At 56.1% G+C, this 26,371-nt stretch carries 25 protein-coding genes and 2 pseudogenes; 14 read left to right on the forward strand and 13 right to left on the reverse strand.

All coding sequences use genetic code 11. The features are described 5' to 3' along the window. Window positions 1-3: 3 nt before the first annotated feature. From infB to ABU178_RS03240, 8 genes are all read left to right on the forward strand, one after another. The gene (infB, locus tag ABU178_RS03205; RefSeq protein WP_397211922.1) at window positions 4-2,700 is read left to right on the forward strand and encodes a translation initiation factor IF-2; all 2,697 of its coding nucleotides are present in this window, start codon (window positions 4-6) and stop codon (window positions 2,698-2,700) included. A 65-nt stretch (window positions 2,701-2,765) separates the two neighbouring features. Next, a complete protein-coding gene (gene rbfA, locus ABU178_RS03210; protein ID WP_397211924.1) occupies window positions 2,766-3,173 on the forward strand; it encodes a 30S ribosome-binding factor RbfA in 408 nt (135 codons plus the stop codon). Next, window positions 3,173-4,117 carry a tRNA pseudouridine(55) synthase TruB gene (gene truB / locus ABU178_RS03215; RefSeq protein ID WP_397211926.1) on the forward strand — a complete coding sequence of 315 codons (945 nt, stop codon included), beginning with the start codon at window positions 3,173-3,175 and terminating at the stop codon, window positions 4,115-4,117. The genes rbfA and truB overlap by 1 nt, the downstream gene beginning before the upstream one ends. A 144-nt stretch (window positions 4,118-4,261) precedes the next feature. Continuing rightward, on the forward strand, window positions 4,262-4,531 hold the full coding sequence (rpsO, locus tag ABU178_RS03220) for a 30S ribosomal protein S15 (protein ID WP_013507704.1): 270 nt from the start codon (window positions 4,262-4,264) through the stop codon (window positions 4,529-4,531). A 309-nt stretch (window positions 4,532-4,840) separates the two neighbouring features. Further along, window positions 4,841-6,976, forward strand: a complete 2,136-nt coding sequence (pnp, locus tag ABU178_RS03225; protein WP_397211929.1) for a polyribonucleotide nucleotidyltransferase — start codon at window positions 4,841-4,843, stop codon at window positions 6,974-6,976. Window positions 6,977-7,102: 126 nt separating this feature from the next. Beyond that, complete coding sequence (gene nlpI, locus ABU178_RS03230; RefSeq protein ID WP_397211931.1) at window positions 7,103-7,987, forward strand: lipoprotein NlpI; 885 nt, start codon at window positions 7,103-7,105, stop codon at window positions 7,985-7,987. A 105-nt stretch (window positions 7,988-8,092) separates the two neighbouring features. Next, window positions 8,093-8,149, forward strand: a complete 57-nt coding sequence (gene yrbN, locus ABU178_RS03235) for a protein YrbN (RefSeq protein ID WP_397212516.1) — start codon at window positions 8,093-8,095, stop codon at window positions 8,147-8,149. A gap of 16 nt (window positions 8,150-8,165) precedes the next feature. Further along, on the forward strand, window positions 8,166-10,088 hold the full coding sequence (locus ABU178_RS03240) for a DEAD/DEAH family ATP-dependent RNA helicase (protein ID WP_397211933.1): 1,923 nt from the start codon (window positions 8,166-8,168) through the stop codon (window positions 10,086-10,088). 92 nt (window positions 10,089-10,180) lie between these two features. Here ABU178_RS03240 and ABU178_RS03245 read toward each other — a convergent pair whose 3' ends face one another. Beyond that, on the reverse strand, window positions 10,181-11,191 hold the full coding sequence (locus ABU178_RS03245) for a luciferase-like monooxygenase (protein WP_397211935.1): 1,011 nt from the start codon (window positions 11,189-11,191) through the stop codon (window positions 10,181-10,183). Window positions 11,192-11,453: 262 nt separating this feature from the next. Here ABU178_RS03245 and ubiT point away from each other — a divergent pair. Further along, window positions 11,454-11,932: pseudogene (gene ubiT / locus ABU178_RS03250) on the forward strand (ubiquinone anaerobic biosynthesis accessory factor UbiT). After that, window positions 11,926-12,432, forward strand: coding sequence for a GNAT family N-acetyltransferase (locus ABU178_RS03255; protein WP_397211937.1), 507 nt, complete (start codon window positions 11,926-11,928; stop codon window positions 12,430-12,432). Before ubiT ends, ABU178_RS03255 begins: the two are co-directional and overlap by 7 nt. Here the strand turns inward: ABU178_RS03255 and ABU178_RS03260 are convergent. Continuing rightward, window positions 12,416-12,703, reverse strand: coding sequence for a GIY-YIG nuclease family protein (locus ABU178_RS03260; RefSeq protein ID WP_397211939.1), 288 nt, complete (start codon window positions 12,701-12,703; stop codon window positions 12,416-12,418). The genes ABU178_RS03255 and ABU178_RS03260 overlap by 17 nt on opposite strands. A gap of 102 nt (window positions 12,704-12,805) precedes the next feature. On the opposite strand from ABU178_RS03260, the gene ABU178_RS03265 reads away from it, so the two are divergent. Then, the gene (locus ABU178_RS03265) at window positions 12,806-13,240 is read left to right on the forward strand and encodes a YhbP family protein (RefSeq protein ID WP_397211941.1); all 435 of its coding nucleotides are present in this window, start codon (window positions 12,806-12,808) and stop codon (window positions 13,238-13,240) included. 41 nt (window positions 13,241-13,281) lie between these two features. Here the strand turns inward: ABU178_RS03265 and ABU178_RS03270 are convergent, their stop codons facing one another. From ABU178_RS03270 to ABU178_RS03285, 4 genes are all read right to left on the reverse strand, one after another. Beyond that, window positions 13,282-13,800: a type 1 glutamine amidotransferase domain-containing protein gene (locus tag ABU178_RS03270; RefSeq protein WP_397211943.1), complete on the reverse strand. Its 519-nt coding sequence runs from the start codon at window positions 13,798-13,800 to the stop codon at window positions 13,282-13,284. A 110-nt stretch (window positions 13,801-13,910) separates the two neighbouring features. After that, window positions 13,911-14,693 carry an ABC transporter ATP-binding protein gene (locus tag ABU178_RS03275; RefSeq protein WP_397211945.1) on the reverse strand — a complete coding sequence of 261 codons (783 nt, stop codon included), beginning with the start codon at window positions 14,691-14,693 and terminating at the stop codon, window positions 13,911-13,913. Next, complete coding sequence (locus ABU178_RS03280) at window positions 14,690-15,454, reverse strand: ABC transporter permease (RefSeq protein WP_397211947.1); 765 nt, start codon at window positions 15,452-15,454, stop codon at window positions 14,690-14,692. The genes ABU178_RS03275 and ABU178_RS03280 overlap by 4 nt, the downstream gene beginning before the upstream one ends. An 11-nt stretch (window positions 15,455-15,465) precedes the next feature. Next, complete coding sequence (locus ABU178_RS03285; protein ID WP_397211949.1) at window positions 15,466-16,482, reverse strand: ABC transporter substrate-binding protein; 1,017 nt, start codon at window positions 16,480-16,482, stop codon at window positions 15,466-15,468. Window positions 16,483-16,716: 234 nt separating this feature from the next. On the opposite strand from ABU178_RS03285, the gene ABU178_RS03290 reads away from it, so the two are divergent. Beyond that, window positions 16,717-17,355 carry an NAD(P)H-binding protein gene (locus tag ABU178_RS03290; protein ID WP_397211951.1) on the forward strand — a complete coding sequence of 213 codons (639 nt, stop codon included), beginning with the start codon at window positions 16,717-16,719 and terminating at the stop codon, window positions 17,353-17,355. Here ABU178_RS03290 and nrdG read toward each other — a convergent pair. The 7 genes and pseudogenes from nrdG to argF all read right to left on the reverse strand — a co-directional run bounded on the left by nrdG (window position 17,352) and on the right by argF (window position 24,918). Beyond that, complete coding sequence (nrdG, locus tag ABU178_RS03295; protein ID WP_397211953.1) at window positions 17,352-17,819, reverse strand: anaerobic ribonucleoside-triphosphate reductase-activating protein; 468 nt, start codon at window positions 17,817-17,819, stop codon at window positions 17,352-17,354. The two genes, ABU178_RS03290 and nrdG, sit on opposite strands and share 4 nt — an antisense overlap. Beyond that, window positions 17,816-19,672, reverse strand: a pseudogene (gene nrdD / locus ABU178_RS03300) (anaerobic ribonucleoside-triphosphate reductase); the annotation flags it as partial. The pseudogene nrdD and the gene nrdG, both read right to left, overlap by 4 nt. 150 nt (window positions 19,673-19,822) lie before the next feature. Then, window positions 19,823-21,484: an alpha,alpha-phosphotrehalase gene (gene treC, locus ABU178_RS03305; protein WP_397211955.1), complete on the reverse strand. Its 1,662-nt coding sequence runs from the start codon at window positions 21,482-21,484 to the stop codon at window positions 19,823-19,825. A 287-nt stretch (window positions 21,485-21,771) separates the two neighbouring features. Beyond that, entirely contained in the window at window positions 21,772-22,158 is a 387-nt protein-coding gene (ridA, locus tag ABU178_RS03310) for a 2-iminobutanoate/2-iminopropanoate deaminase (protein ID WP_397211957.1), read from the reverse strand. A gap of 70 nt (window positions 22,159-22,228) precedes the next feature. Beyond that, entirely contained in the window at window positions 22,229-22,693 is a 465-nt protein-coding gene (pyrI, locus tag ABU178_RS03315; RefSeq protein ID WP_397211959.1) for an aspartate carbamoyltransferase regulatory subunit, read from the reverse strand. Window positions 22,694-22,706: 13 nt separating this feature from the next. Further along, on the reverse strand, window positions 22,707-23,642 hold the full coding sequence (pyrB, locus tag ABU178_RS03320; RefSeq protein WP_397211961.1) for an aspartate carbamoyltransferase: 936 nt from the start codon (window positions 23,640-23,642) through the stop codon (window positions 22,707-22,709). Between the two features lie 268 nt (window positions 23,643-23,910). Then, window positions 23,911-24,918: an ornithine carbamoyltransferase gene (gene argF / locus ABU178_RS03325; RefSeq protein WP_397211963.1), complete on the reverse strand. Its 1,008-nt coding sequence runs from the start codon at window positions 24,916-24,918 to the stop codon at window positions 23,911-23,913. Between the two features lie 173 nt (window positions 24,919-25,091). Between argF and rraB the strand changes: the two genes are divergently transcribed. Together rraB and miaE are read left to right on the forward strand one after the other, a co-directional pair. Continuing rightward, a complete protein-coding gene (rraB, locus tag ABU178_RS03330; RefSeq protein WP_397211965.1) occupies window positions 25,092-25,505 on the forward strand; it encodes a ribonuclease E inhibitor RraB in 414 nt (137 codons plus the stop codon). Window positions 25,506-25,570: 65 nt separating this feature from the next. Beyond that, window positions 25,571-26,350, forward strand: a complete 780-nt coding sequence (gene miaE / locus ABU178_RS03335) for a tRNA isopentenyl-2-thiomethyl-A-37 hydroxylase MiaE (RefSeq protein ID WP_397211967.1) — start codon at window positions 25,571-25,573, stop codon at window positions 26,348-26,350. The last annotated feature ends 21 nt before the right edge of the window (window positions 26,351-26,371 follow it).

The raw sequence follows: 26,371 nt of genomic DNA on the forward strand, positions 1-26,371 counted from the left end.
AGCATGACAGATGTAACCGTAAAATCGCTGGCCGCAGAAATTCAGACCCCGGTAGATCGCCTGGTACAGCAATTTGCTGATGCGGGGATCCGCAAGTCTGAAAACGACTCTGTGACCCAGCATGAGAAAGAAACCTTACTGTCCCACCTGAATCGCGAGAGCGGTAATACCGGTTCAGGTAAGTTAACGCTGCAACGTAAGACGCGTAGCACCTTGAATATTCCAGGCACCGGGGGTAAAAGTAAGTCGGTGCAAATCGAAGTCCGCAAAAAGCGCACCTATGTGAAAGGCGATGCCGAGGAGCTTCAGGCTCAGGCGGAAGCTGAAGCGCAGGCGCAGCGTGAAGCGGAAGAAAAGGCGCGTCACGAGGCGGAAGAGAAAGCCAGACGCGAAGCTGAAGAAAAAGCGCAACGTGAAGCCGATGAAAAAGCCAGGCGCGAAGCCGCTGACAAGGCGAAACGTGACGCAGCGGAAAATGATAAAGTGACAAACCAACAAACCGACGAAATGACCAAGGCTGCGCAGTCTGATAAAGCCCGTCGCGAAGCGGAAGCGGCTGAACTGAAGCGTAAAGCGGAAGAAGAAGCGCGCCGCAAGCTTGAAGAAGATGCTCGCCGTGTCGCTGAAGAAGCGCGTCGTCTGGCTGAAGAGAAAGCGGCGGAATGGGAAAAACCAGAGGAAGAAGACAAGGGCGACTACCACGTCACCACCTCTACCCATGCGCGTCAAGCTGAAGACGAAAACGACCGTCAGGTCGAAGCGGGTCGTGCGCGTGCGCGCACCACCAAAGCCGCGCGTCCGGCGAAAAAAGGCAACAAACATTCTGAAGCCAAAACTGACCGTGAAGAAGCGCGCGCCGCGATTCGTGGCGGTAAAGGCGGCAAGCATCGCAAACCGAGCGCGCTGCAGCAGGGCTTTAACAAGCCCGCGCAGGCGGTTAACCGCGACGTTCAGATTGGTGAAACCATTACTGTGGCCGAGCTGGCGAACAAGATGGCGGTAAAAGGCTCCCAGGTCATCAAAGCGATGATGAAAATGGGCGCCATGGCCACCATTAACCAGGTTATCGATCAGGAAACTGCCCAGCTGGTCGCGGAAGAGATGGGTCACAAAGTGATCCTGCGCCGTGAGAACGAGCTGGAAGAAGCGGTAATGAGCGACCGTGACATCGGCGGCACCGCTGAAGCGGAATCCCGCGCGCCAGTCGTCACCATTATGGGTCACGTCGACCACGGTAAAACCTCGCTGCTGGACTATATCCGCTCTACCAAAATCGCCTCAGGCGAAGCGGGTGGCATTACCCAGCATATCGGTGCTTACCATGTAGAAACCGACAACGGCATGATCACCTTCCTTGACACCCCGGGCCACGCCGCGTTCACCGCGATGCGTGCGCGTGGTGCGCAGGCCACGGATATCGTTATCCTGGTGGTGGCGGCAGACGACGGCGTGATGCCGCAGACCATCGAAGCGATCCAGCACGCGAAAGCGGCGGGCGTGCCGGTGGTGGTTGCGGTGAACAAAATCGATAAGCCGGAAGCCGACCCGGACCGCGTGAAGAACGAGCTGACCCAGTACGGTATTATTCCGGAAGAGTGGGGCGGCGAAAACATGTTCGTCAACGTCTCGGCGAAAGCGGGCACCGGTATCGACGATCTGCTGCAGGTTATTCTGTTGCAGGCCGAAGTGCTGGAGCTGACCGCAGTACGTCAGGGCATGGCAAGCGGCGTGGTTATCGAATCCTTCCTGGATAAAGGTCGTGGTCCGGTTGCTACCGTGCTGGTACGTGCCGGTACGCTGAACAAAGGCGATATCGTGCTGTGCGGCTTCGAGTATGGCCGTGTGCGTGCGATGCGTGACGAGCTGGGCCGTGAAGTGCTGGAAGCGGGTCCGTCCATTCCGGTTGAGATTCTGGGTCTGTCAGGCGTGCCGGCAGCGGGTGACGAAGCCACTGTGGTACGTGACGAGAAGAAAGCGCGTGAAGTCGCACTCTATCGTCAGGGCAAGTTCCGCGAAGTGAAACTGGCGCGTCAGCAGAAATCGAAGCTGGAAAACATGTTTGCCAACATGACCGAAGGCGAAGTTTCCGAGCTGAATATCGTGCTGAAAGCGGACGTACAGGGTTCTGTGGAAGCGATATCTGACTCCCTGCTGAAACTTTCCACCGACGAAGTGAAGGTGAAGATTGTCGGCTCGGGCGTAGGTGGTATCACCGAAACCGACGCCACCCTGGCGGCAGCTTCCAACGCTATTATCCTTGGCTTCAACGTGCGTGCCGATGCCTCTGCGCGTCGCGTAATCGAAGCGGAAAGCCTGGATCTGCGTTACTACTCCGTGATCTATAATCTGATCGACGAAGTGAAAGCCGCCATGAGCGGGATGCTGGCACCGGAGTACAAACAGCAGATTATCGGTCTGGCTGAAGTACGTGACGTGTTCAAATCGCCGAAATTCGGCGCCATCGCAGGTTGTATGGTTACCGAAGGTAACGTTAAGCGTCACAACCCGATTCGTGTGCTGCGCGACAACGTGGTGATCTACGAAGGCGAGCTGGAATCACTGCGTCGCTTCAAGGATGACGTTAACGAAGTGCGTAACGGCATGGAGTGTGGTATCGGCGTGAAGAACTACAACGACGTCCGTCCCGGCGATATGATCGAAGTGTTTGAAATTATCGAAATTAAACGCACCATCGAGTAATCGTCATCTGATGTAATGCAATTTGGGAGGCCGCTGGCCTCCCGAATTATTTTGGAGAAATAAATATGGCGAAAGAATTTGGTCGCCCACAGCGCGTGGCGCAGGAACTGCAAAAAGAAGTGGCGATTATCCTTCAGCGTGAGATTAAAGATCCACGTCTGGGGATGATGGTTACCGTTTCCGGCGTGGAAGTCTCACGCGACCTCGCCTATGCCAAGGTGTTTGTCACCTTCCTCAACGATAAAGACGAAGAAGCGGTCCAAAACGGCCTGAAAGCGTTGAAAGAGGCATCAGGCTATATCCGTTCTCTGCTCGGCAAAGCGATGCGCCTGCGTATCGTGCCGGAGCTGACCTTCTTCTACGACAACTCGCTGATTGAAGGGATGCGTATGTCCAACCTCGTCTCCAGCGTCGTGAAAAACGATGCTGAGCGCCGTGGTCCTGAGACCGCGGACGAAGACAAGGAGGATTGATGAGTCGTCCTCGTCGTCGCGGTCGTGATGTGCATGGGGTGCTGCTGCTGGACAAACCGCAGGGGGCCTCATCCAACGACGTGCTGCAAAAAGTGAAGCGCATCTACAACGCCAACAAAGCGGGCCACACCGGCGCGCTCGATCCGTTGGCGACCGGGATGCTGCCGATCTGCCTCGGCGAAGCGACCAAGTTTTCGCAATATTTGCTGGATTCCGACAAGCGTTACCGCGTGATTGCGCGTCTGGGACAGCGCACCGACACCTCTGACGCCGATGGCAGCGTGGTGCAGGAGCGTCCGGTCGCCTTCACGCAGGCGGCGCTGGATACGGCGCTGGAGAGCTTTCGTGGCGACACCTTGCAGGTGCCCTCCATGTTCTCTGCGCTGAAGCATCAGGGACGTCCGCTTTACGAATATGCGCGGCAGGGTATTGAAGTGGCACGCGAAGCGCGCCCGATTACCGTTTATGAGCTGCAATTTATTCGCTGGCAGGATAATGAGCTGGAGCTGGAAATCCACTGCTCCAAAGGCACCTATATCCGCACCATTATCGACGATCTCGGTGAAAAGCTCGGCTGCGGCGCACATGTGATTATGCTGCGCCGTCTCCAGGTGGCGCGTTATCCGATCGAGAGTATGGTGACGCTTGAGCAACTCAACGCGTTGCTGGAGAGCGCCAATGAAGCGGGCACGCCGCCAGGGGAGCAGCTCGATCCGCTGCTGCTGCCGATGGACAGCCCGGCGTCGGCGTTTCCGGAAGTGAACCTGTTGTCGGTCGTGGCTGCTTACTTTAAGCAGGGACAGCCAGTACAGGCAGCGAAAGTCCCGGCCGGGGGGCTGGTGCGCGTGACCGAAGGTGACGAGCGCAAGTTTATCGGCATGGCTGAAATTGATGACGAGGGTCGCGTTGCGCCACGTCGTCTGGTGGTTGAATATCCTGCTTAATCTGTTGTCGCTCTGTTGTTGATGCGGGAAAGATGATGAGGAATTTGCACTCATCATGGGCGAAGAGTAGAATAGCGCGGCTTTAAAGCGGGCTGCTGAATTAGAGATCGGCACCCTTACATTCATTTTATTACTGGAGTTATTATGTCTCTAAGCGTAGAAGCTAAAGCAGAGATCGTTGCTAAATACGGTCGTGGTGCTAACGACAGCGGCTCAACCGAAGTTCAGGTTGCTCTGCTGACTGCTCAGATCAATCACCTGCAGGGTCACTTTTCCGAGCACAAAAAAGATCACCACAGCCGTCGCGGTCTGCTGCGCATGGTTTCCCAGCGTCGTAAGCTGCTGGACTACCTGAAGCGTAAAGATGTTGCACGCTACACCAGCCTGATCGAAAACCTGGGTCTGCGTCGCTAAGTCTGAAGAATCTGATCAAGGGCGTAGCAAGCGCAGTATGCAGAAAAACGTTTCCGACGATCAGATTTGTGCGAGTTTCGCGAAAAGGGGCCTTTTAAGGCCCCTTTTTTCAGGTAATGCGCAGCAATCCGGTCCAAACTCATGTATTGTTGCTAAGAGTGATCTTTGATTGCAGAGATTCGCGCGGCTAATGAGAGGCTTTACCGCAGGGGCGGTTAAGGGTTGTCATTAGTCGCGAGGATGCAACTGAAGATCGGTAATCAATAGCAGACCTGAGACAGGTCTGCCCTGAAGTTAAGGATTTTAATTTTGCTGAACCCGATCGTACGTAAATTCCAATATGGTCAGCATACCGTCACGCTGGAAACCGGCATGATGGCGCGCCAGGCCACCGCGGCCGTTATGGCCAGCATGGATGACACCGCTGTATTTGTTACCGTTGTCGGCCAGAAAAAAGCTAAAGCCGGTCAGGATTTCTTTCCGCTGACCGTAAACTATCAGGAACGTACCTACGCTGCCGGCCGTATTCCGGGTAGCTTCTTCCGTCGTGAAGGTCGTCCGAGCGAAGGCGAAACGCTGATTGCGCGTCTGATTGACCGCCCGGTTCGTCCGCTGTTCCCGGAAGGTTTCGTTAACGAAGTGCAGGTTATCGCCACCGTGGTTTCCGTTAACCCGCAGGTTAACCCGGATATCGTTGCGATGATCGGTGCCTCTGCTGCGCTGTCGCTCTCCGGTATTCCGTTCAACGGTCCTATCGGTTCCGCACGCGTGGGTTATATCAACGATCAGTATGTACTGAACCCGACCGCTGACGAGATCAAAACCTCTCGTCTGGACCTGGTGGTTGCTGGCACCCAGAACGCCGTTCTGATGGTAGAGTCTGAAGCCGACATCCTGACCGAAGAGCAAATGCTGGGAGCTGTCGTATTCGGCCACGAGCAGCAGCAGGTTGTGATTGAAAACATTAACTCTCTGGTCGCCGAAGCGGGCAAACCGCGTTGGGACTGGCAGCCGGAAGCGACCAACGATGCGCTTATTGCACGCGTTGCTGCGCTGGCTGAAGCGCGTATCAGCGACGCTTACCGCATCACGGACAAGCAGGAGCGTTACGCCCAGGTTGGCATCATCAAAGAAGAGACCATCGCTGCGCTGCTGGCTGAAGATGAGACGCTGGACGACGCTGAAATCGGCGATATCGTTCACAGCCTGGAAAAGAACGTGGTGCGCAGCCGTATTCTGAACGGTGAGCCGCGTATCGACGGTCGTGAAAAAGATATGATCCGTGGTCTGGACGTACGTACTGGCGTACTGCCGCGCACGCACGGTTCTTCTCTGTTCACCCGTGGTGAGACTCAGGCGCTGGTTACCGCGACGCTGGGTACGGCACGCGATGCGCAGAACCTGGACGAGTTGATGGGCGAGCGTACCGACAACTTCCTGTTCCACTACAACTTCCCTCCGTACTCCGTGGGTGAAACCGGCATGGTCGGCTCACCGAAGCGTCGTGAAATCGGCCACGGTCGTCTGGCGAAGCGTGGCGTTCTGGCAGTGATGCCGAAGGGCGACGAGTTCCCGTACACCGTACGTGTGGTATCTGAGATCACTGAATCTAACGGCTCCTCCTCCATGGCGTCCGTATGTGGTGCTTCTCTGGCGCTGATGGATGCGGGCGTGCCGATCAAAGCGGCCGTTGCCGGTATCGCGATGGGCCTGGTGAAAGAAGATGAGAAGTTTGTCGTCCTGTCAGACATCCTGGGCGACGAAGATCACCTCGGCGACATGGACTTCAAAGTGGCCGGTAGCCGTGAAGGTATCACCGCGCTGCAGATGGACATTAAAATCGAAGGCATCACCCGTGAAATCATGCAGGTGGCGCTGAATCAGGCCAAGGGCGCGCGTCTGCATATCCTGGGCGTGATGGAGCAGGCGATCAGCACGCCGCGTGGCGAAATCTCTGAATTCGCACCGCGCATCTACACCATCAAAATCAACTCCGACAAGATCAAAGACGTGATCGGTAAAGGCGGCTCAGTGATTCGTGCGCTGACCGAAGAGACCGGCACCACTATCGAAATCGAAGATGACGGCACGGTAAAAATCGCTGCAACTGACGGTCTGAAGGCGAAAGAAGCGATTCGTCGCATCGAAGAGATCACCGCTGAAATCGAAGTGGGCCGTATTTACAACGGTAAAGTGACCCGTATCGTTGATTTCGGCGCCTTTGTGGCGATTGGCGGCGGTAAAGAAGGTCTGGTGCACATTTCTCAAATCGCCGACAAGCGCGTTGAGAAAGTCACGGACTATCTGCAGATGGGCCAGGAAGTGCCGGTTAAGGTACTGGAAGTGGACCGTCAAGGCCGTGTTCGTCTGAGCATCAAAGAAGCATCAGAGCCGAAGCCGCAGGCAGAAGAAGCCGCTGCAACCGTTGCACCTGACGCAGAATAAGCACGTGATTTGCCTCTCTCTGCCTGGCGGAGAGAGGCGTTTGTGTCATCGCGAGGGCAGGAATCCTTGTGCACAGCAGCCGGATGACAGGATGTTCATCCCAATGTTTGTATTCGGGAGTGGGAAATGAAGCCTTTTTTGCGCTGGTGTTTTGTTGCAACAGCTTTGACGCTGGCAGGATGCAGCAACTCCAATTGGCGTAAGAACGAAGTTATGGCAGTACCTTTGCAGCCCACACTGCAGCAGGAAGTGATTTTGGCGCGAATGGAACAAATTCTTGCCAGTCGTGCCCTGACCGATGATGAACGCGCGCAGCTGTTATATGAGCGCGGAGTGTTGTATGATAGTTTAGGTTTGAGAGCACTGGCGCGGAACGATTTCTCGCAAGCGCTGTCTATCAGACCAGATATGCCAGAAGTATTTAACTATCTTGGTATATACTTAACGCAGGCGGGCAATTTTGATGCTGCCTATGAAGCGTTTGATTCTGTACTTGAGCTTGATCCAACTTACAACTATGCGCATTTAAACCGTGGTATCGCCCTCTATTACGGCGGTCGATACAAGTTAGCGCAAGATGATCTGCTGGCGTTTTATCAAGACGATCCTAACGATCCTTTCCGCAGCCTGTGGCTTTATCTCGACGAACGAGAGATGAATGTTGACCAGGCGGAAGTAGCGCTAAAGCAGCGTTACAACAAAGCGGTCCGCGATCAATGGGGATGGAATATTGTCGAGTTCTACCTGGGCGACATCAACGAAAAAACGTTGATGGAACGTCTCAAGGCGGACGCAACGGATAACACCTCGCTCGCTGAACATCTCAGTGAAACCAACTTCTATTTAGGTAAGTACTACCTAAGTCTGGGGGAGAAGGACGACGCGAAAGCGTTGTTCAAACTGGCGGTGGCCAACAACGTCAATAACTTTGTTGAACACCGATACGCATTGTTGGAACTGGCGCAACTCGGCCAGACACAAGACGATTTATCAGAATCTGACCAGCAATAGCTGACGAACTTTTATTGCCTGAATTACCCGTTAAGTCATCATCTTCCGGGATGAAGGCTTTTCTGTTCGTCGAAACTTCTAATTTGAGCCGGTTCACACTTTTCGATGAAAATGACTGAAAATTTTCATGTCGAGTTATGTAGACTGGCCGCCGCAATCTAAGAGGCACGTGTACTACATGACTGATATTCAAACCACTTTTGCTGACCTTGGCCTGAACGCCGACATCCTCGAATCACTGAACGGCATGGGCTACGTTAAGCCATCCCCGATCCAGGCTGAGTGTATTCCTCACCTGCTGGCGGGCCGTGACGTGTTAGGTATGGCTCAGACCGGGAGTGGTAAAACCGCGGCCTTCTCTCTGCCGCTGTTAAACAACATTGATCCAACTATTAAAGCACCGCAAATTCTGGTGCTGGCACCGACCCGCGAACTGGCGGTGCAGGTTGCAGAAGCCGTTACTGAATTCTCTAAACATATGCGCGGACTGAACGTCGTGGCCCTGTACGGCGGCCAACGTTATGACGTCCAGCTGCGTGCGCTGCGTCAGGGACCACAGGTTGTTGTGGGGACCCCGGGTCGTCTGCTTGACCACCTGAAACGCGGCACGCTTGATCTTTCTAACCTGCGCGGCCTGGTGCTGGACGAAGCTGATGAAATGCTGCGCATGGGCTTTATTGAAGATGTAGAAACCATCATGGCGCAGATTCCGGAAGGTCATCAGACCGCTCTGTTCTCTGCCACCATGCCGGAAGCGATTCGTCGTATTACCCGTCGCTTCATGAAAGATCCGCAGGAAGTGCGTATCCAGTCCAGCGTTACCACGCGTCCGGACATCAGCCAGTCTTACTGGACCGCTTATGGTCGTAAATCTGACGCGCTGGTGCGTTTCCTGGAAGCGGAAGATTTTGATGCGGCGATCATCTTCGTTCGTACCAAAAACGCGACGCTGGAAGTGGCAGAAGTGCTGGAGCGCAACGGCTACAACAGCGCTGCGCTGAATGGCGACATGAACCAGGCGCTGCGTGAGCAGACGCTGGAGCGTCTGAAAGATGGCCGTCTCGATATCCTGATCGCTACCGACGTTGCGGCTCGTGGTCTTGACGTAGAGCGTATCAGCCTGGTCGTAAACTATGACATCCCGCTGGATGCCGAGTCTTACGTTCACCGTATCGGCCGTACCGGTCGTGCGGGTCGTGCCGGTCGCGCCCTGTTGTTCGTAGAAAACCGCGAACGTCGCCTGCTGCGCAACATCGAGCGCACCATGAAGCTGACGATTCCGGAAGTTGAACTGCCGAACGCAGAACTGCTGGGTACCCGTCGTCTGGCGAAATTCGCTGGTCGCGTACAGCAGCAGTTGGAAAGCAGCGATCTGGATCAGTATCGCGCACTGCTGGAGAAACTCTCTCCGCAGGACGAACTGGATATGGAAACCCTGGCCGCAGCGCTGCTGAAAATGGCGCAGGGCGAACGTCCGCTGATCGTGCCGGCAGACGCGCCGCGTCCGCAGCGTCGTGAATTCCGCGATCGTGACGATCGTCGCGATGACCGTCGTGCTGGTGGTCGTGAAGGCCGCGAAGGTCGTGACAGCCGCGACAGCCGTGACGGTGATCGTCCGCGTCGTGAACGTCGTGACGTTGGCGAAATGGAACTTTACCGCATCGAAGTGGGTCGTGATGATGGCGTTGAAGTTCGTCACATCGTGGGTGCCATCGCTAACGAAGGCGATATCAGCAGCCGTTACATTGGTAACATCAAGCTGTTTGATTCGCATTCCACTATCGAGCTGCCGAAAGGTATGCCGGGCGAAGTCCTGCAGCACTTCACCCGCACGCGTATTCTCAATAAACCGATGAATATGCAGCTGATGGGCGATGCGCAACCGCATGAGCGTAGCGAACGTCGTGGCGGCGGTCGTGACTTCGGCGGTGAGCGCCGTGGCGGCGGCGCACGTGAAGGCAACCGTGAAGGCGGTCGTCGTTTCTCTGAGCGTCGCGAAGGCGGCCGTGAAGGTGGTCGTGGCGGCTTCAGCCGTGAAGGCAGTCGTGGTCCGCGTCGTGATGATGCAGGTACAGGCGCACCGCGTCGTCGTGATATCTGACAGCCAAAACGGGGCGTGAAACGTCCCGATTGATGGCAGTAAAAAAGGAGACCTCCGGGTCTCCTTTTTTTATGCTTAGCTTTCGACAGCTATCAAAGCGAACGCGCTGCTTCCATTGCCAGCGCAAAGGAGTGCAGACGCGCATCGCGATCGAAAATCTGGCCGTTAACCATGATTTCATCCGCCTGGGTTTCACGCATAATCGCCGCCAGTCCGTGACGCACCTTATCGCGATCGCCGACGATCGACATGCTCAGCGCCTGTTGTACGCCATACTGCTCAGAAGGCGACCAGAGGTTATCCATGTTTTCGACCGGCGCCGGCAGCGGGCCAGGCTTGCCGCGGCGCAGATTGATAAACTGCTGCTGCATAGAGGTAAACAGGAAGCGGGCATCGCGTTCGCTGTCGGCGGCCACGATGTTGATACAGGCCATCGCATAAGGTTTTTCGAGGCGCGCGGAAGGCTGGAATTTCTCGCGATAGAGATGCAGCGCCTGAAACAGCAGGTCGGGCGCAAAGTGCGAGGCAAAAGCGAACGGCAGCCCCATTTTGGCCGCCAGCTGGGCGCTGTAAAGGCTCGAACCCAGCAGCCAGACGGGAATTTTCAGTCCCAGGCCCGGCACCGGCTGCACCGGCGGTTGCGCGCCCTCTTCGGCGTCGAACCAGTTAATCAGTTCGGCGACATCTTCCGGGAAACTGTCAGCCTGCGCGCTGGAGAGATGACGACGCAGCGCCATCATGGTGCGCTGATCGGAGCCGGGCGCGCGGCCCAGGCCCAGGTCAATACGGCCAGGATAGAGTGATTCAAGCGTACCAAACTGTTCAGCGATCACCAGCGGCGCATGGTTAGGCAGCATAATGCCGCCGGAACCAAGGCGCAGAGTTTGCGTGTTCGCTGCCAGATAGCCAAGCAGTACCGAGGTCGCCGCGCTGGCAATACCGGTCATGTTGTGATGCTCAGCCAGCCAGTAGCGATGAAAACCCAGGGTTTCAGCCTGACGCGCCAGCGCCAGAGAGTTATGAAACGCATCGCGCGGCGTGGAGCCTTGTGGAACCGGAGCCAAATCCAGGATGGACAGGCGAACATTTTTATTCTCAGACATGGGCACTCCAGAGATTGAATGGCGCAGGTGAACGCTTGCTTCCTGCGCTATCAGTATTACGCATCATTCCCCATATTAAAACTGCTAATGGCAGGGGGACGATTGCCGGATCGTGCCTTTCGGCGCGCCGCTGTCGGCATCATGCCCGCGAGCCGCTGTATCTGAGGCAACGAACGCCGGGTTTATTGATCTCAACGGAGGCGCGGACGGCAGAATGTGGCAATATAAGTGAATTTTTTTGAAGAGAGTGCTGTTAAGGTGAATGCGGAAGCTAACAAATTTTCAAGTAAATCATTTTAAATTCAAATGGTTAGATGTGGATCTTGCGTCGTTTGTCCGACAAAAAGCGCTTTTGCAACAACTCCTAAACTGGCAATTTCGTCATGTTTTAGCTGAAGGTGAGTTAGACTTTCTGGAAAGGCGTCGTCCCGGTATCAAAACAGGTCGCCTGGCGTTAAGCTGGGTTGGCTCTGGTGAGCGGGGACAACTGACGGTATCACGGGATCGGCTGTAGGTGGCTACAGATAAAACGGATCCCGATATGCTGTTTTTCAACGTCGACTGCTAATAGAAGGCGATACGGAAACGGAACTGGAGGTGAAAAACCTGATGGATGCCATTGAACTCGACACCATACTAACGCCGTTGCGTACGGGATTGCAGCAGCCGACTGCAAAGGTGAAGGTGAAAATGAAACAGGACGCGAAGGCCATGCGCGCGCGCGCGGGTGTCTCATGTTGATACGTACTGAAATTGGCGTGGATGCAGCCAGCATCGACAGCCTGTTAAAGCGTTGTTTCGCGACCGCTGCAGAAGCGGAGCTGGTGCAGCAACTGCGCGAAGATGGCCTGCTGACGCTGGGCGTGGTCGCCACCGACGATGAAGGTCAGGTGTTAGGCTACGCTGCTTTCAGCCCGGTCACCTTACAGGGTGAAGATCGCGGCTGGGTTGCGCTGGCGCCGCTGGCGGTAGACGAGAGCGTGCGCGACCAGGGCATCGGCAAGCAGCTGGTCTATGAAGGTCTCGATGCGCTAAATGAGTTTGGTTATAGCGCGGTGGTGACGCTGGGCGATCCGGCGTATTACAACCGCTTTGGTTTTGAGCCGGCGGCGCGCCATGGCTTACGCTGCCGCTGGCCGGGTGCCGAAGCCGCGTTCCAGATCTATAAGCTCGCCGACGGCGCCTTTAATGATGTGGAAGGCGACGTGGATTACGCCGCGCCTTTCAATCGGTTCGACTAAGCCACTCGGCTACGCAGGCTGGTTGGTTCTCCACCAGACGCAATTTTTGCTGGCGGTTAAGCTGTTTAACCCGGTATTCCAGGCGTGACGCGTTAGCGCGATCGCCTGCCTCACAGTGAAACACCAATGCCAGCGGTCCTTTGCCCCGTAGTGCGCGCGCGCCGGTACCCTTCTGATGTTGGGCGACGCGCCGTGGCACATCGGTGGTAATGCCGGTATAAAGTACGCCGGAGGCGGTACGCACGATATAGAGCTGCCAGCCCTGACTCATAAGCTGAAACCTCTGAATAACCTTTGCCGGGCAGTGTAGCGTGGATTGCGCTAAACGGCTATCCGGCGCCTTTCGCTGTTATTATCAACACGGAGTAACGTTGTGTCCGATCGATCCCACCTGATTCGCTATCTGAAGAAGCAGCATGTGCTGTCGCTGAGCTGCCACAGCGCGCATGAAATCTGGAGCGCCAACTGCTTCTATGTGTTTGATGAGGCGCGTATGGCCTTCTGGCTGATGACCGAGGCGGAGACGCGCCATGGCGCGCTGATGCAGCTCAATGCCCAGGTCGCCGGTACGGTGAATGGTCAGCCGAAAAGCGTGCTGCTGATCAAGGGCATCCAGTATCGCGGCCGCATTCAGCGTCTGGAGGGCGAGGCGGAGCAGCAGGCACGGCTGGCTTACCAGAAGCGTTTTCCGGTGGCGCGCAAGGTTTCTGCGCCGCTGTGGGAGATTGCGTTGGATGAGCTAAAGATGACGGACAATGTGCTGGGCTTCGGCAAAAAAATCCACTGGCGGCGGGAAGAGGTTGCATAAGCAACGCTCCCTCTCCCGGCAGGAGAGGGAGGCGCGCCCGATCAGGTGTTAAGAATACGCAGCGATTCCTGATTAAAAGCAGGCAAATCTTCAGGCGTACGGCTGGTAACCAGAATATCATCATCCACGACCACTTCCTTGTCGTAAAAATCCGCACCGGCGTTACGCAGATCGATAGCGATCGCCTTTACGCAAGTCATCTTACGGCCGCGTACGCCGTTCGCGCTGATCAGCAGCTGCGGTCCGTGGCAGATAGCAAAGATCGGTTTGCCGCTGGCGACAAACTCCTTGGTGAACTGGACGAAACGATCATCGCCGCGCAGCGAATCGGGTGAATGACCGCCCGGCAGCAGCAGCGCGTCGAATTCAGCCGCACTGACATGATCGATATCCTTGTCAATCTTCACTTCCGCTTTACCCTGTTTTCCTTTTACCGTTTTCCCGGCCTGCATCTCAATCGTCACAATTTCATGCCCTGCTTTGGTGTAAGCCTCGGCGGGTGAGGTAAATTCTGAGTCTTCAAATCCGTCGGTAATCAACACCGCTACTTTCTTGCTCATTTTCTCCTCCTTTTAAACATGAAAATCGGGTTTGCTCTCCTGAATAGTCTGTTAAGCCTGGTCGTCTGTGCTGAAAATGCAAGTCAGACTGTTGCTGATATCGCAGGATCTCAGCCAGCCGCCATCTCCCGCTTGAAGACTTCCAGCGTATGGGCTTTGACGCGAATAAACTCCGGATGGCTCATCACTTCCGCGGTGCGTGGGCGCGGCAGGTCGAAAGGCACAATCTCCGCGACCTGCGTCGGACGCCGGGTCAGCAGCAGGATCTCATCGGCGAGGAAAACCGCATCCTCCAGGTCGTGAGAGACGATCAGCATGGTGACGCCGGTCGCCAACTGCACCTGCTGTAGCTTGTCGCGAATAAACAGCGTCATCTCAAAATCCAGCGCGGAAAAAGGCTCATCAAGAAACATCACTTCCGGCTCGGTCGCCAGCGCGCGCATGATACACACCGTTTGCTGCTGGCCGCCGGAGAGCTCATAGGGATAGCGCTGCAAATCGAAGCGGATATCAAACATTTCTGACAGCTCAGCGACACGTTTTTTCACCGCGTCAGCCTTTATGCCGCGCCGCTTCAGCGGGTAGGCGATATTGCTCCAGGCACTGAGCCAGGGGAAAAGCGCATCGCGATAGTTCTGAAACACATAGCCGATGGTGGTGTCTGCCAGGGTTTTACCATCAAACAGGATCTCGCCGCGATCCAGCGGGATCAGCCCGGCGATCATATTCATCAGGGTGGATTTACCGCAGCCGTTGGGGCCAAATATCGAGACGATCTTCCCCTTGGGCAGATCCAGATTGAGATTCTGATAAAGCGGCTGACCAGCAAACGTTTTATCCAGACCGCGAATAGTGACGTGCGTATTGGGCTTGGGATAATCGGGGAGTTTCATGCTTTGCCGCTCCAGTGAACGCACCGTTTTTCAATCAGCAAAAAGGCCAGGTTCAGCAGGTAGCCAAACGCGCCGGTGATCAGGATCGAGGCGTACATATCCTTGATATTAAACAGCTGCTGCGCATCAATAATGCGATGACCCAGCCCGGTTTCCGAGCCGATAAACATCTCCGCTACGATGACGATCACCAGCGCCATCGACACACCGGTGCGCAGGCCGACAAAGGTTTGCGGCAGGCTTTCCATCAGCATGATGTCCTTGAAAACATGCCAGCGGGAAACGCCCATCACCTGCGCGGCCATAATGCGCGTCTTTTTCGCGTTCATCACCCCGTAGGCGCTGTTAAACAAGATCACCAGCACGGCGGCGAACGCGGCGATGGCGATCTTGTTGGTGTCGGTAATGCCAAAAATCAGCATAAACAGCGGGATCAGCGCGGAGGAGGGGGTTGAGCGGAAGAAATCCACCAGAAACTCCACGCTGCGGTACAGGCTTTCGCTGCTGCCCAGCATGACTCCGAGCGGTACGCCAATCACGGCGGCAAACAGAAACGCCATCAGCGTGCGATAGAGGGTGGCGCCAATATCCTGATTCATGCTGCCGTCCGCCAGTGCGCCAAACAGATAGCTCAGCGTCTCGCCGGGGGAGGGCAGCAGCACCGGGTTGAGCCATTTGGCGCTGACCGCGGTTTGCCAGAACAGAAACAGGAGCAGCGGGCCGACCAGCGGCAGCAACCGGCGGCTGTAGCGTCCAGTCATAGTCTCTTTCCTCAGGCTTTATAGATCAGGGTGGCAACGTCCAGCGGTTTGCTGAAAATCTTACGTTCGGTAAAGACGTCATAAAACTTCTGGAACCATTGCAGATTCTCGCCGTTGAGCTGGTCATACATAACAAAGCCCGGCAGCGGCACCTCTTTCACCAGCGCCGCATCGATGCTGGTATAGCCCGCCACATACTGGCGCGCCTCATCCGGCTGCTGCTGGATAAATTTCACCGCCTCGCCGTAAGCGTCAGCGAGTTTTTGCGCCCGCGTCTTATCGGCGTTGATAAATGTGCTGGTTAACGCGGCAGCGCCACCGAACCAGGGCGCGCTGGCATCGCCAAGCACATATTTTGCAATCACGCCGGTCTCCAGCACTTTGCCCATGCCTTTCATGCGCGCCACGGTGCCGGTGGGTTCCAGGGTATAAACGCCGTCAATCTGCCCTGCTGCCAGCGAAGGCGCGTGCTGGCCCACCGGCAGTTCAATCACTTTGGGATCGCTGAAGCCGTTCTTCTCCAGAATAATTTTCGCCATGGTGACGTTCTGAATGCCGGGGCCGCAGGCGATACGTTTACCCTTTAGATCGCCAATGGTTTTTGCCGTACTGTTCACAGGCACGAGGAATTCATCCAGCACCATTTTCGCGTTGGATGGGTTCGAGCAGATAATTTTGAACAGGTCCGGGCTGGTGATCGCTCCCAGACCCAGCGCGCCGGTCGCCGTGCCGTTGGCGCAGCCGTGGATACGTCCGGTAATCATCGCCTCTACCACCTGCTGCGGGCTGGCGAATTTCACCGCGCGCACGTTGAGTCCCGCCTGTTTGAAGATGCCTTTTTCCACGCCGACATAAAGCGGCAGACCGCCGACAATCGGCCAGTAGCCAATCAGGATCTCATCATCCGCCGCCCGCGCCGCCGGGCTTGCCAGCATGCCGCTTAACGCGATGCCGCCCAGCGTTAAAGCGGAATATTTCATTAACTGGCGACGCTGTGCGTTGATCTTATCCTGGTTATCGTTGCGCATCTTTCTCTCCCAAAGTCAGCTGACCGGTATGCGGCCTTGTATACAAGTTTGTCTGAACCATGCAGAAGTTGTGCCAGATACAAAAGCGTTGTAAACGGAGCTTTGCGTCTTGTTGACGATCCTGTCAGCACAAAGTTGGTGCGTGCGCGCACCGTTGCGGTCCAGCGCGAAAAAATAAAGCTATCTTTTAAAGCACAGAGATCAGGCTGCCGCGAAGCGGTTAAGGAAAAGAAGATGAACCGCGTGTTACTGACCGGCGCGACCGGACTGGTAGGCTCGCATTTGCTGCGTTTGCTGATTGATGATGCGCGCGTCGATGAGATTATCGCACCGACGCGCCGTCCGTTACCGGCGATGCGTAAGGTGGTGAATCTGGTCGAGGAGGATCTTACCGATGTGCTGCGGCCCCTGGCCGACTCTGTCGATATCGTTTTCTGTTGCCTCGGCACCACGCGCAAGCAGGCGGGCAGCAAAGAGGCGTTTCTTCACGTTGACTATACGCTGGTGATAGACAGCGCGCTGACCGGCTTACGTCTGGGCGCGAAGCATATGCTGGTGGTCAGCGCCCACGGGGCTAACCGGCATTCGCCCTTTTTCTATTCCAGGGTAAAAGGCGAAATGGAGAACGCCCTGCGTCATCAGGGTTGGCCGCGCCTGACGCTGATACGTCCCTCATTGCTGCTAGGCGATCGCGATCGCAAGCGTAGCGGCGAGAGCCTGATGGCGCCGCTGTTCAGCATGCTGCCGGGTGACTGGCGTGCCGTACCGGCGAAAGCAGTGGCGAAGGCGATGCTGGAAGCGGCCTTTTCGCCGGGCCGGGATGATGTCGTCGTTATCGAATCGGGGGCGATTCCGCGCGCGACGGATAACTAACGCAAATAGTGAATCACCTGGTTTTTACTGCCGCGCCACCGCAGGGCAGGATCGTACTGCGCGGCAATAAAACGTCCGTCAATCAGCACGTCAATCTCTGCTATTACCCTGCGCTGAGCCGGATTCAGTTCAGCCAGGGTATAACCCGTCCAGAGCCAGATATCTTTGTCCGGACATTCGCGGCGCACCCGTTTAACCAGACGCAGAATATCAGGCACGTTATGCGGATGAAGCGGATCGCCGCCGCTCAGCGAGAGTCCCTGACGAGGAATACGGCGGTCGTGCAGATCGGCCATCAGCCGTTCTTCCAGCTCCAGCGTAAAGGGCGCGCCAGAATCGACGCGCCAGGTGCTCTGGTTATAGCAGCCGCGACACTGATGCTCGCAGCCTGCGACAAACAGCGTGCAACGCGTGCCGGGTCCGTTGACGATATCCACGTCGTAGTAACGATGAATATGCATCATTCTGTGACGCCCTCGTTGAGATGCTTCACGCGCCGTTTGACCTCCTCCTGCTTGCCAGCGTTAAAAGGGCGGGCATCCGGGCTGCCGAGATAGCCGCAGACGCGGCGCGTCACCGACACGCGCGCCGGATCGTGATTGCCGCACGCCGGACAGGTGAAGCCCTTGCTGGCGCAGGTGAACTCGCCGCTGTAGCCACAGTCGTAGCACTCATCAATCGGCGTATTGGTGCCGTAATAGGGTACCCGGTCGTAGCTGTAATCCCAGACATCCTCCAGCGCCTTCAGGTTGTGCTGTACGTTGGGAAACTCGCCGTAACAGATGAAACCGCCGTTGGACAGGGGTGGATAGGGCGCTTCAAAGTCGATTTTGTCGTAAGGGTTCACCTTTTTCTCGACGTCGAGATGGAAGCTGTTGGTGTAGTAGCCTTTGTCCGTCACGCCAGGAACCACGCCAAACTGCGCGGCGTCGAGGCGGCAAAAGCGATCGCAGAGATTTTCGCTCGGCGTGCTGTAGAGGCTGAAGCCGTAGTGGGTTTCCGCTTTCCAGGCGTCCACCGCGCGGCGCAGGCGCGCCACAATTGCCACCCCTTTTTCTCGTAGCTGCGCACTGTCAAAGGGATGGGTATCACCGCCGCTCAGCGCGTTGAGCGTTTCATGCAGGCCGATATAGCCGAGCGAGATAGAGGCGCGTCCGTTGCGGAAAATCGGTCCGATCTCCTCGTCGGCCTGAAGCCGCACGCCGCAGGCGCCTTCCATATAGAGAATGGGCGCCACGCGCGCTTTGGTTTTTTCCAGCCGGGCGATGCGTGACAGCAATGCGCGCTTCGCCAGCGCAAGACGTTCATCGAGCAAATGCCAGAAACGATCCTCATTGCCTCGCGCTTCCAGCGCGATACGTGGCAGGTTCAGGCTGATAACGCCAAGATTGTTGCGTCCGTCGTGAATCAGCTCGCCGTTCTCCTCATAAGGTGCAAGAAAGCTGCGACAGCCCATCGGCGTTTTGAACGAGCCGGTGATCTTCACCACCTGATCGTAATTGAGAATGTCGGGATACATGCGCTTACTGGCGCAGGCGAGCGCCAGCTGCTTGATATCATAATTTACGTCGCCGGGCCGCCGGTTTACGCCTTCGCGAATGGCGAACACCAGCTTGGGAAAGACGGCGGTTTTATGATTTTTCCCCAGCCCGGCGATGCGGTTGCGCAGAATAGCCTGCTGGATCAGACGCGCCGCCTGGTCAGTGCCGAGACCGAAGCCAAAGGTGACGAAGGGCGTCTGGCCGTTGGCGGTATGCAGCGTATTGACCTCATATTCCAGTGACTGAAAGGCGTCAAAACACTCTTTCTCGGTACGCGCCCTGGCATAGGCTTCCGCATCCGCGATCTGCCAGCGCTGCGCCACTGCGCGGTGTTTCGCCAAACTGAGATTCACAAAGGGAGCCAGCACCTCGTCGATGCGGTCAATGGTGGTGCCGCCGTAAATATGGCTGGCGACCTGGGCGATAATCTGGGCGGTGACCGCCGTTGCGGTGGCAATCGATTTGGGCGGTTCAATTTCAGCATTACCCATTTTAAAGCCGTGATTCAGCATGCCTTTCAAATCGATCAGCATGCAGTTAAACATCGGAAAGAAAGGCGCGTAATCAAGATCGTGATAGTGAATCTCGCCGCGCTCGTGCGCCTCAACTACCTCGCGCGGCAACAGGCATTGCTGCGCATAATGTTTCGCCACAATACCGGCCAGCAGATCCCGCTGCGTCGGGATCACCTTGCTGTCCTTGTTCGCGTTCTCATTCAGCAGGGCGGCGTTCGTTTGCTCCACCAAGCCCTGAATTGCCTGATGCAGCTTATCCTGCGTTGCGACTCCTGTTGCCATGCTTCCTCCAGAAAATCTATATGTTGCGGTTTCTGTGGAGTGTAGGCTCTATATGTAGTGATTGCGCGCAGATTAATCGCCGCAGTTTTGACCTGAAGCAAGGAAGAGGCATCGTGGCGCAAAAGATCTTCAGCGTGCGGTGTGCAGCCACCAGATCGCCTCCCAGGGCCGCAGCATCATCTCGCCCGGTTGATCATGCGCATCCGGATAATTGCTCATCAGCACATCCCAGCTGCCGCTAAAGGGATCCGGATGCCAGCTTTGCGCCTCGCCGCTGAAATTAGCGATCACAATCAGCGTTTGCTGCCCATGCTGGCGCCGATAGCACCAAAGATGGGGATGCTCCGGCATCAGATCCTGATAGTCGCCCCAGGTCAGAATCAGATGGGATTTCCGCAGCTGAATCAGCTTCTGATAGGCGTAAAACACCGAATCGGGATCGGCCAGCGCCGCCTCGGCGTTAACGGTTTCGTAATTGGGACTCATGCCGATCCAGGGCGTGCCATCGGTAAAACCGGCGTTGGGCGAGGCGTCCCACTGCATCGGCGTGCGGCCATTATCGCGCGATTTGCTGGCGAGTATAGCCAGCAGGTTATCGCTGTCGCGGCCTTGGGCGCGCAGTTCTGCATACATGCTGTGGCTCTCGACGTCGCGGTAATCGATGATGCGGCTGAAGTGCGGATTGGTCATCCCCAGCTCCTCCCCCTGGAAAATGTAGGGCGTGCCCTGCATGCCGTGCAGCGTCATCGCCAGCATTTTCGCCGACAGCACGCGATATTCCCCTTCGTCTCCCCAGCGCGAGACGACGCGCGGCTGATCGTGATTACACCAGAACAGCGCGTTCCAGCCACGGTCATACATTCCCTGCTGCCAGTGGGTAAAAATGGCTTTCTGCGCCACCAGATCGAGCGGCGTCAGCGTCCATTTTTGTCCCTGCCAGAAATCGACCTCGACATGATCGAAGCTGAACACCATCGACAGCTCGTCGCCGCTGTGCGCGCTGTACTGCTGGCAGTGTTCCAGCGTGGCTGAGGACATTTCGCCCACCGTCATCAGCTCGCGCGGGCGGAACACATCGCGGCTCATCTCCTGCATAAACTCATGGATGCGTGGCCCGTCGGTATAGTGACGCAGCCCGTCGCCGTGGAGATCATCAGCAAAATCCTGATGTTTGGAGACCAGATTGATCACGTCCAGGCGCATTCCGTCGATACCGCGATCGGCCCAGAAATTGACGATCTGTTTCAGCTCGGCGCGCACGTTCTCATTTTCCCAGTTGAGATCGGCCTGTTCCGGTGCCCAGAGGTGCATATAATACTGACCGCTTTCGGGGTGCCAGCGCCAGGCGGAGCCGCCAAATTTCGACTTCCAGTTGTTGGGCGGCTCGGCGGGAGTGCCGTCGCGCCAGATATAGTAGTCGCGATACGGGCTATCCCGATTCAGCGCCTCGTAGAACCAGTGATGCTGAGTCGACGAGTGGTTAAATACCATATCAAGGATCACCCGCAGCCCGTGGCGATGCGCCTGCTCAACCAGGTTATCGAAATCGTTGAGCGTACCGAAAAGGGGATCGATGGCGGTATAGTTGGCCACGTCGTAGCCGTTATCCACCTGCGGCGAGAGATAAAACGGCGTCAGCCAGATGGCATCCACGCCGAGGGTTTTCAGATAGGGCAGCCGGTGGATTACCCCTGCTAAATCGCCGGTGCCGTTGCCGGAGGTGTCCTGAAAGCTCTTGGGGTAAATTTGATAGATAACGCCGTTCTGCCACCATGGAAGCGTATTGATCATGCTCAGTCCTGCCTGCGTAGTAAGAGCCGATTCCGGCCCAACAAGATCGCGTATCGTTTTTATTCCTACTCCTAAGGTTAGCCATGAACCTCAGACTGCCAAACAGGCCAGCGTAATTTCAGAGTGAAGGAGGGGGCGTAAAGCGCGCAGGGAAAATTTTTTTCCATTTTTTTCAGCAGGATAATCGGGAAGAAGAGAAGGGGACGGCGAGAAGAAAAATCAGCCCTCATCCGCCAGCGGCAAACGATGCGCCTGGCGCGAGGGCTGAAGCAGGGGAAAGGTAGCGATTAGCGACGCAGCGCGATCGCTTCAATCTCGATTTTCACATCTTTCGGCAGGCGCGCCACTTCCACACAGGAGCGCGCCGGGAAGCTGGCGTTATGCTCGCTGAAAAAGGCTTCGTAAGTGGCGTTCAGGGTAGCGAAATCATTGAGATCCTTCACGAACACCGTGGTTTTCACAATGTCGCCAACCTGCAAGCCGGCCGCTTCCACAATCGCCTTCACGTTTTCCAGCGACTGGCGGGTCTGGGCTGCGATCTCATCGGCCACGGCGCCGGTTTTCGGATCTACCGGGATCTGACCGGAAGTGATGATCATGCTGCCCAGATCCACGCCCTGGACATAAGGACCAATGGCGGCTGGTGCGTTTTCCGTACTGATTTCGCGAGACATCGTTTCTCCTTGGTTAACGCGCATCGGCGCGGTAAAGAATGTCGCCCCATTATAGGGACGACAGAAGGGATTACCAGTGACCGAGCACCACGTGATGGGCGAACTCTTTCTCACAATATTTGCACTTCAGATGCACTTCCTCGTCGCGCTTTTTCACCGCGAAGCTGGAGTAAACCGGCTCGCTGCGGCTGATGCAGTTGCCGTTCGGGCAGGTCAGCACGCGCTCGATGCGATCCGGCAGCGTTGGCGCGATCTTCGCCACCACTTCGTAATCGTCAATACGGTTAACCGTGGCGTGCGGCGCATACACCGCCAGCTGATTGATCTGATCGTCAGTCAGGAAAGTATTCTCGATTTTAATCAAATCCTTGCGGCCCAGCTCGCCAGAGGGCAGGTTGAGACCGATGGTGATGCGTTGATCGGTTTCGGTCAGGCGAAACAGCGACAGTAACTTGAAGCCAACCTGCGCCGGGATATGGTCGATTACCGTGCCGCGTTTAATCGCTTCGACCTGCAGTTTGTTATCGTGAGTCATGCGGTGTTCCTCCTTACAGAGCCAGTTCGCTGTTCAGTACCAGTGCCAGCAGGGCCTGGCGCGCATAGATGCCGTTGCCCGCCTGCTGGAAATACCAGGCGTGAGGCGTTTTATCCACGTCAGTGGTGATTTCGTCGATGCGCGGCAGCGGATGCAGTACTTTCATATTGTCGCGCGCGCCCGCCAAATCGGCCGCGCGCAGGATAAACTGCGCCTTCACGTTGGCATATTCCGACGGGTCGAGGCGCTCTTTCTGCACGCGCGTCATGTAGAGGATATCGAGTTCCGGCATCACCTCTTCGATGGTGTCGTGACGCGTCCAGGGAATGTTCTGCTCATCCAGCATATCGGTGATGTAAGCAGGCATCGCCAGCGCATCGGGGGCGATAAATAAGAAGCGGTTGCCTGTGAATTTCGCCAGCGCCTGGGTCAGCGAATGCACGGTACGACCATATTTCAGATCGCCTACCATCGCCACATTCAGATGGTTAAGGCGGCTCTGGGTTTCCTGAATGGTGAAGAGATCCAGCAGCGTCTGGGTAGGATGCTGATTCGCGCCGTCGCCAGCGTTGAGAATCGGCACGCCGCCGGAAAACTCCGTGGCGAGACGCGCGGCGCCCTCCTGCGGATGACGCATCACGATGGCATCCACATAGGTGCCAATCACCGAGATAGTATCGGCAAGGGTTTCCCCCTTTTTACCCAGCGAGGTATTACTGCCGTCAGCAAAACCCACCACCGAGGCGCCCAGACGATGCATGGCGGTTTCAAACGAGAGGCGCGTACGCGTTGAAGCCTCAAAAAAGCAGCTGGCAATCACGTTATGCTTCAGCAGCTCCGGCTGGGGATTCGCCTTGAGCTGCGCTGCGGTATGCAGCACCAGCTCAAGCTCTTCGCGATTGAGATCGTTAATGGAAATGATGTGCTTGCGATATAGCGGATTGGCCATGTCTCTCTCCTCTGCGCGTGCCGGATTGCGGACAAAAAAAAGCCCCTGATTAAGGGGCTTTTTTAAAATCGGATGAATGACGGAAAGAAACAGGTGCGCCGCCTGCGGTCAGGCGAGATGTTGCGTGATGTTGTACGCTGCGCTGTTGCATGCTTCCTCCCGGCAAATTGTCGCGCATTATACGCATTCAGTATTTTGCATCAAGAGGAAATCGAGCGCAGGGTAAACGTTTGCGTTGCTGGTTCCCGTCAACAAAGAGTGGAAGGCGTTACGGCTGGCCCAGCGTGGCGACCATCACCGCTTTGATGGTGTGCATGCGGTTTTCCGCCTGGTCGAAAACGATGCTCTGCTCTGATTCAAACACCGCGTTGCTGACTTCCATGCCGTCATGCAGGCCGTACTGTTCCGCCATCTGACGGCCCAGCGTGGTTTGGTCGTCATGAAACGCGGGCAGACAGTGCAGGAATTTCACCTCAGGATTGCCGGTGAGCGCCAGCATCGCGCTGTTTACCTGATAGTCGCGCAACAGGGCGATGCGCTCTTCCCATACCGCTTTCGGTTCGCCCATCGACACCCAGACGTCGGTGTAGATGAAATCAGCGCCTTTTACCCCTTCGGCAATCTGCTCGGTAAGCGTAATTTTGCCGTGGGTTTTTTCCGCCGCCTGACGACAGCTTTCTACCAGCTCCGCTTCCGGCCAGCAGCTTTTCGGCGCTACCAGACGCAAATCCAGCCCTGTCAGCGCGGCGGCTTCCAGCATGCTGTTGCCCATGTTGTTGCGCGCGTCGCCCACGTATACCAGCGTCATCTCCTGCAACGATTTCTGCGGCAGATGCTCCTGCATCGTCAGCAGGTCCGCCAGCAGCTGCGTGGGATGAAACTCGGTGGTCAGGCCGTTCCACACCGGCACGCCCGCATAGTGCGCCAGGGTTGAGACGAGATCCTGGCCGTAGCCGCGATACTGAATGCCGTCATACATGCGGCCCAGCACGCGTGCGGTATCTTTAATCGACTCTTTATGGCCGATCTGGCTGCCGCTCGGGCCGAGATAAGTGACGTTTGCGCCTTGATCGTATGCGGCAACTTCGAAAGAGCATCGGGTGCGGGTTGAGTCTTTTTCGAAGATGAGCGCGATGTTTTTGCCTGTCAGGTAGCGAGTTTCGTTGCCGCTTTTTTTTGCGCGTTTTAATTCAGCGGCGAGGTTAAGCAGATCGCCTATCTCGGCGGGAGTAAAATCCAGCAACCGAAGGAAATGGCGTTGATAAAGCTGACTCATACAGCACTCCATAAAAGCGAATAAAGTGAATTAAAATTCAATCTAACCGTATGAATATGCATTTTCAACCCCGGCGTAAATAAACTTTCTGTTTTGTGTAGTGGCGCGCGAGGCAGTGTGGGAAAATAATTGCAGGACACCGCCTTTATTTGCCGACCATTGAGGACATCACCATGGCATACGAAGCATTGCTGGAAGAGCAGCGTGAAGAGACGCGCCTGATCATTGAAGAGCTGCTGGATGATGGCAGCGATCCCGATGCGCTCTATACCATTGAGCACCATCTCTCCTGCAACAATTTCGATTCGCTGGAAAAAGCGGCCGTCGATGCCTTCAAACTGGGTTACGAGGTAACTGAGCCGGAAGAGCTGGAGCTGGAAGATGGCAGCACGGTTATGTGCGTGGATATTATCAGCGAGGGATCGTTACAGGCCGATCTGATTGACGCGCAGGTGGAGCAGTTAGTGAATCTTGCTGGCAAATACAACGTTGATTACGATGGCTGGGGAACCTACTTCGAAGATCCCGATGCGGAAGATGAGGATGACGAGTTCATCGATGACGAGGACGACGGCATTCGCCACTAACAGCCAGGGGCGGACAGCTCTCTGCCCCTGCGCATTTCTGCCTTTTCTACCTTCTGATATGCACAATGAATTACGCACCACTGCTTGAACCTGTCTGGCAATTTCTACACTGTCGCACCCCGCTGGCATGGATTGAGGAAGCGCGCAGGCCGGAAAATCTGACCCTGCTGCTGACCGACCATATGGTCTGCGAGCTGAAAGCGGCGCAAACCGCCACCTGGCTGATCCGCAAATATGTCGCCGACAAGCCGAGCGGAGAGGCTATTCGCGCCTGGCTTAAGCCTTACGAAGATTTTATTTTCCGCGAAGACCACGACAGCAACTTTATCAACGCGCATAAAGCACTGACCAAAAGCATTATCGTGCGCAACGAGTTGCCCTGGGCGGACGATCTGGTGGAGAAGATGGTGCTGTTGATCAAGGAAGAGCTGCACCATTTTTATCAGGTGTGGGAGATTATGCAGGCGCGCAATATCCCTTATAAGAAGATCACTGCCAGCCGCTACGCCAAAGGTCTACTGCGCGAGGTGACGACGCATGAGCCCGATACGCTGGTGGATAAGCTGATTTGCGGCGCTTATATCGAAGCGCGCTCCTGCGAACGTTTTGCCAGCCTCGCGCCTTACCTCGACGGGGAGCTGGAGAAGTTTTATATTTCGCTGCTTCGCTCCGAAGCGCGCCACTATCAGGATTATCTGACGCTGGCGGCGCAGATTTCACCAAAAGATATTGCGCCACGGGTGCAAAAGATCGGCGAAACTGAAGCCATGCTGATTACCGAACCGGACGATGAGCTGCGCTTTCATAGTGGGGTGCCGGTGTGGCGTGCCGAAGCCGGGGCGTGATAGTTCTGCTCCGCAAGGGGC

This window comes from Pantoea osteomyelitidis (assembly GCF_044342975.1).
Lineage (GTDB): Bacteria > Pseudomonadota > Gammaproteobacteria > Enterobacterales > Enterobacteriaceae > Pantoea > Pantoea osteomyelitidis.

Bases quoted from the DNA above. Each gene is read 5' to 3' on its own strand.
- infB (WP_397211922.1), top strand. From the start codon at position 4: ATGACAGATGTAACCGTAAAATCGCTGGCCGCAGAAATTCAGACCCCG.
- rbfA (WP_397211924.1), top strand. From the start codon at position 2,766: ATGGCGAAAGAATTTGGTCGCCCACAGCGCGTGGCGCAGGAACTGCAA.
- truB (WP_397211926.1), top strand. From the start codon at position 3,173: ATGAGTCGTCCTCGTCGTCGCGGTCGTGATGTGCATGGGGTGCTGCTG.
- rpsO (WP_013507704.1), top strand. From the start codon at position 4,262: ATGTCTCTAAGCGTAGAAGCTAAAGCAGAGATCGTTGCTAAATACGGT.
- nlpI (WP_397211931.1), top strand. From the start codon at position 7,103: ATGAAGCCTTTTTTGCGCTGGTGTTTTGTTGCAACAGCTTTGACGCTG.
- ABU178_RS03240 (WP_397211933.1), top strand. From the start codon at position 8,166: ATGACTGATATTCAAACCACTTTTGCTGACCTTGGCCTGAACGCCGAC.
- ABU178_RS03245 (WP_397211935.1), bottom strand. From the start codon at position 11,191: ATGTCTGAGAATAAAAATGTTCGCCTGTCCATCCTGGATTTGGCTCCG.
- ABU178_RS03255 (WP_397211937.1), top strand. From the start codon at position 11,926: ATGTTGATACGTACTGAAATTGGCGTGGATGCAGCCAGCATCGACAGC.
- ABU178_RS03260 (WP_397211939.1), bottom strand. From the start codon at position 12,703: ATGAGTCAGGGCTGGCAGCTCTATATCGTGCGTACCGCCTCCGGCGTA.
- ABU178_RS03270 (WP_397211943.1), bottom strand. From the start codon at position 13,800: ATGAGCAAGAAAGTAGCGGTGTTGATTACCGACGGATTTGAAGACTCA.
- ABU178_RS03275 (WP_397211945.1), bottom strand. From the start codon at position 14,693: ATGAAACTCCCCGATTATCCCAAGCCCAATACGCACGTCACTATTCGC.
- ABU178_RS03280 (WP_397211947.1), bottom strand. From the start codon at position 15,454: ATGACTGGACGCTACAGCCGCCGGTTGCTGCCGCTGGTCGGCCCGCTG.
- ABU178_RS03285 (WP_397211949.1), bottom strand. From the start codon at position 16,482: ATGCGCAACGATAACCAGGATAAGATCAACGCACAGCGTCGCCAGTTA.
- ABU178_RS03290 (WP_397211951.1), top strand. From the start codon at position 16,717: ATGAACCGCGTGTTACTGACCGGCGCGACCGGACTGGTAGGCTCGCAT.
- nrdG (WP_397211953.1), bottom strand. From the start codon at position 17,819: ATGATGCATATTCATCGTTACTACGACGTGGATATCGTCAACGGACCC.
- treC (WP_397211955.1), bottom strand. From the start codon at position 21,484: ATGATCAATACGCTTCCATGGTGGCAGAACGGCGTTATCTATCAAATT.
- ridA (WP_397211957.1), bottom strand. From the start codon at position 22,158: ATGTCTCGCGAAATCAGTACGGAAAACGCACCAGCCGCCATTGGTCCT.
- pyrI (WP_397211959.1), bottom strand. From the start codon at position 22,693: ATGACTCACGATAACAAACTGCAGGTCGAAGCGATTAAACGCGGCACG.
- pyrB (WP_397211961.1), bottom strand. From the start codon at position 23,642: ATGGCCAATCCGCTATATCGCAAGCACATCATTTCCATTAACGATCTC.
- argF (WP_397211963.1), bottom strand. From the start codon at position 24,918: ATGAGTCAGCTTTATCAACGCCATTTCCTTCGGTTGCTGGATTTTACT.
- rraB (WP_397211965.1), top strand. From the start codon at position 25,092: ATGGCATACGAAGCATTGCTGGAAGAGCAGCGTGAAGAGACGCGCCTG.
- miaE (WP_397211967.1), top strand. From the start codon at position 25,571: ATGAATTACGCACCACTGCTTGAACCTGTCTGGCAATTTCTACACTGT.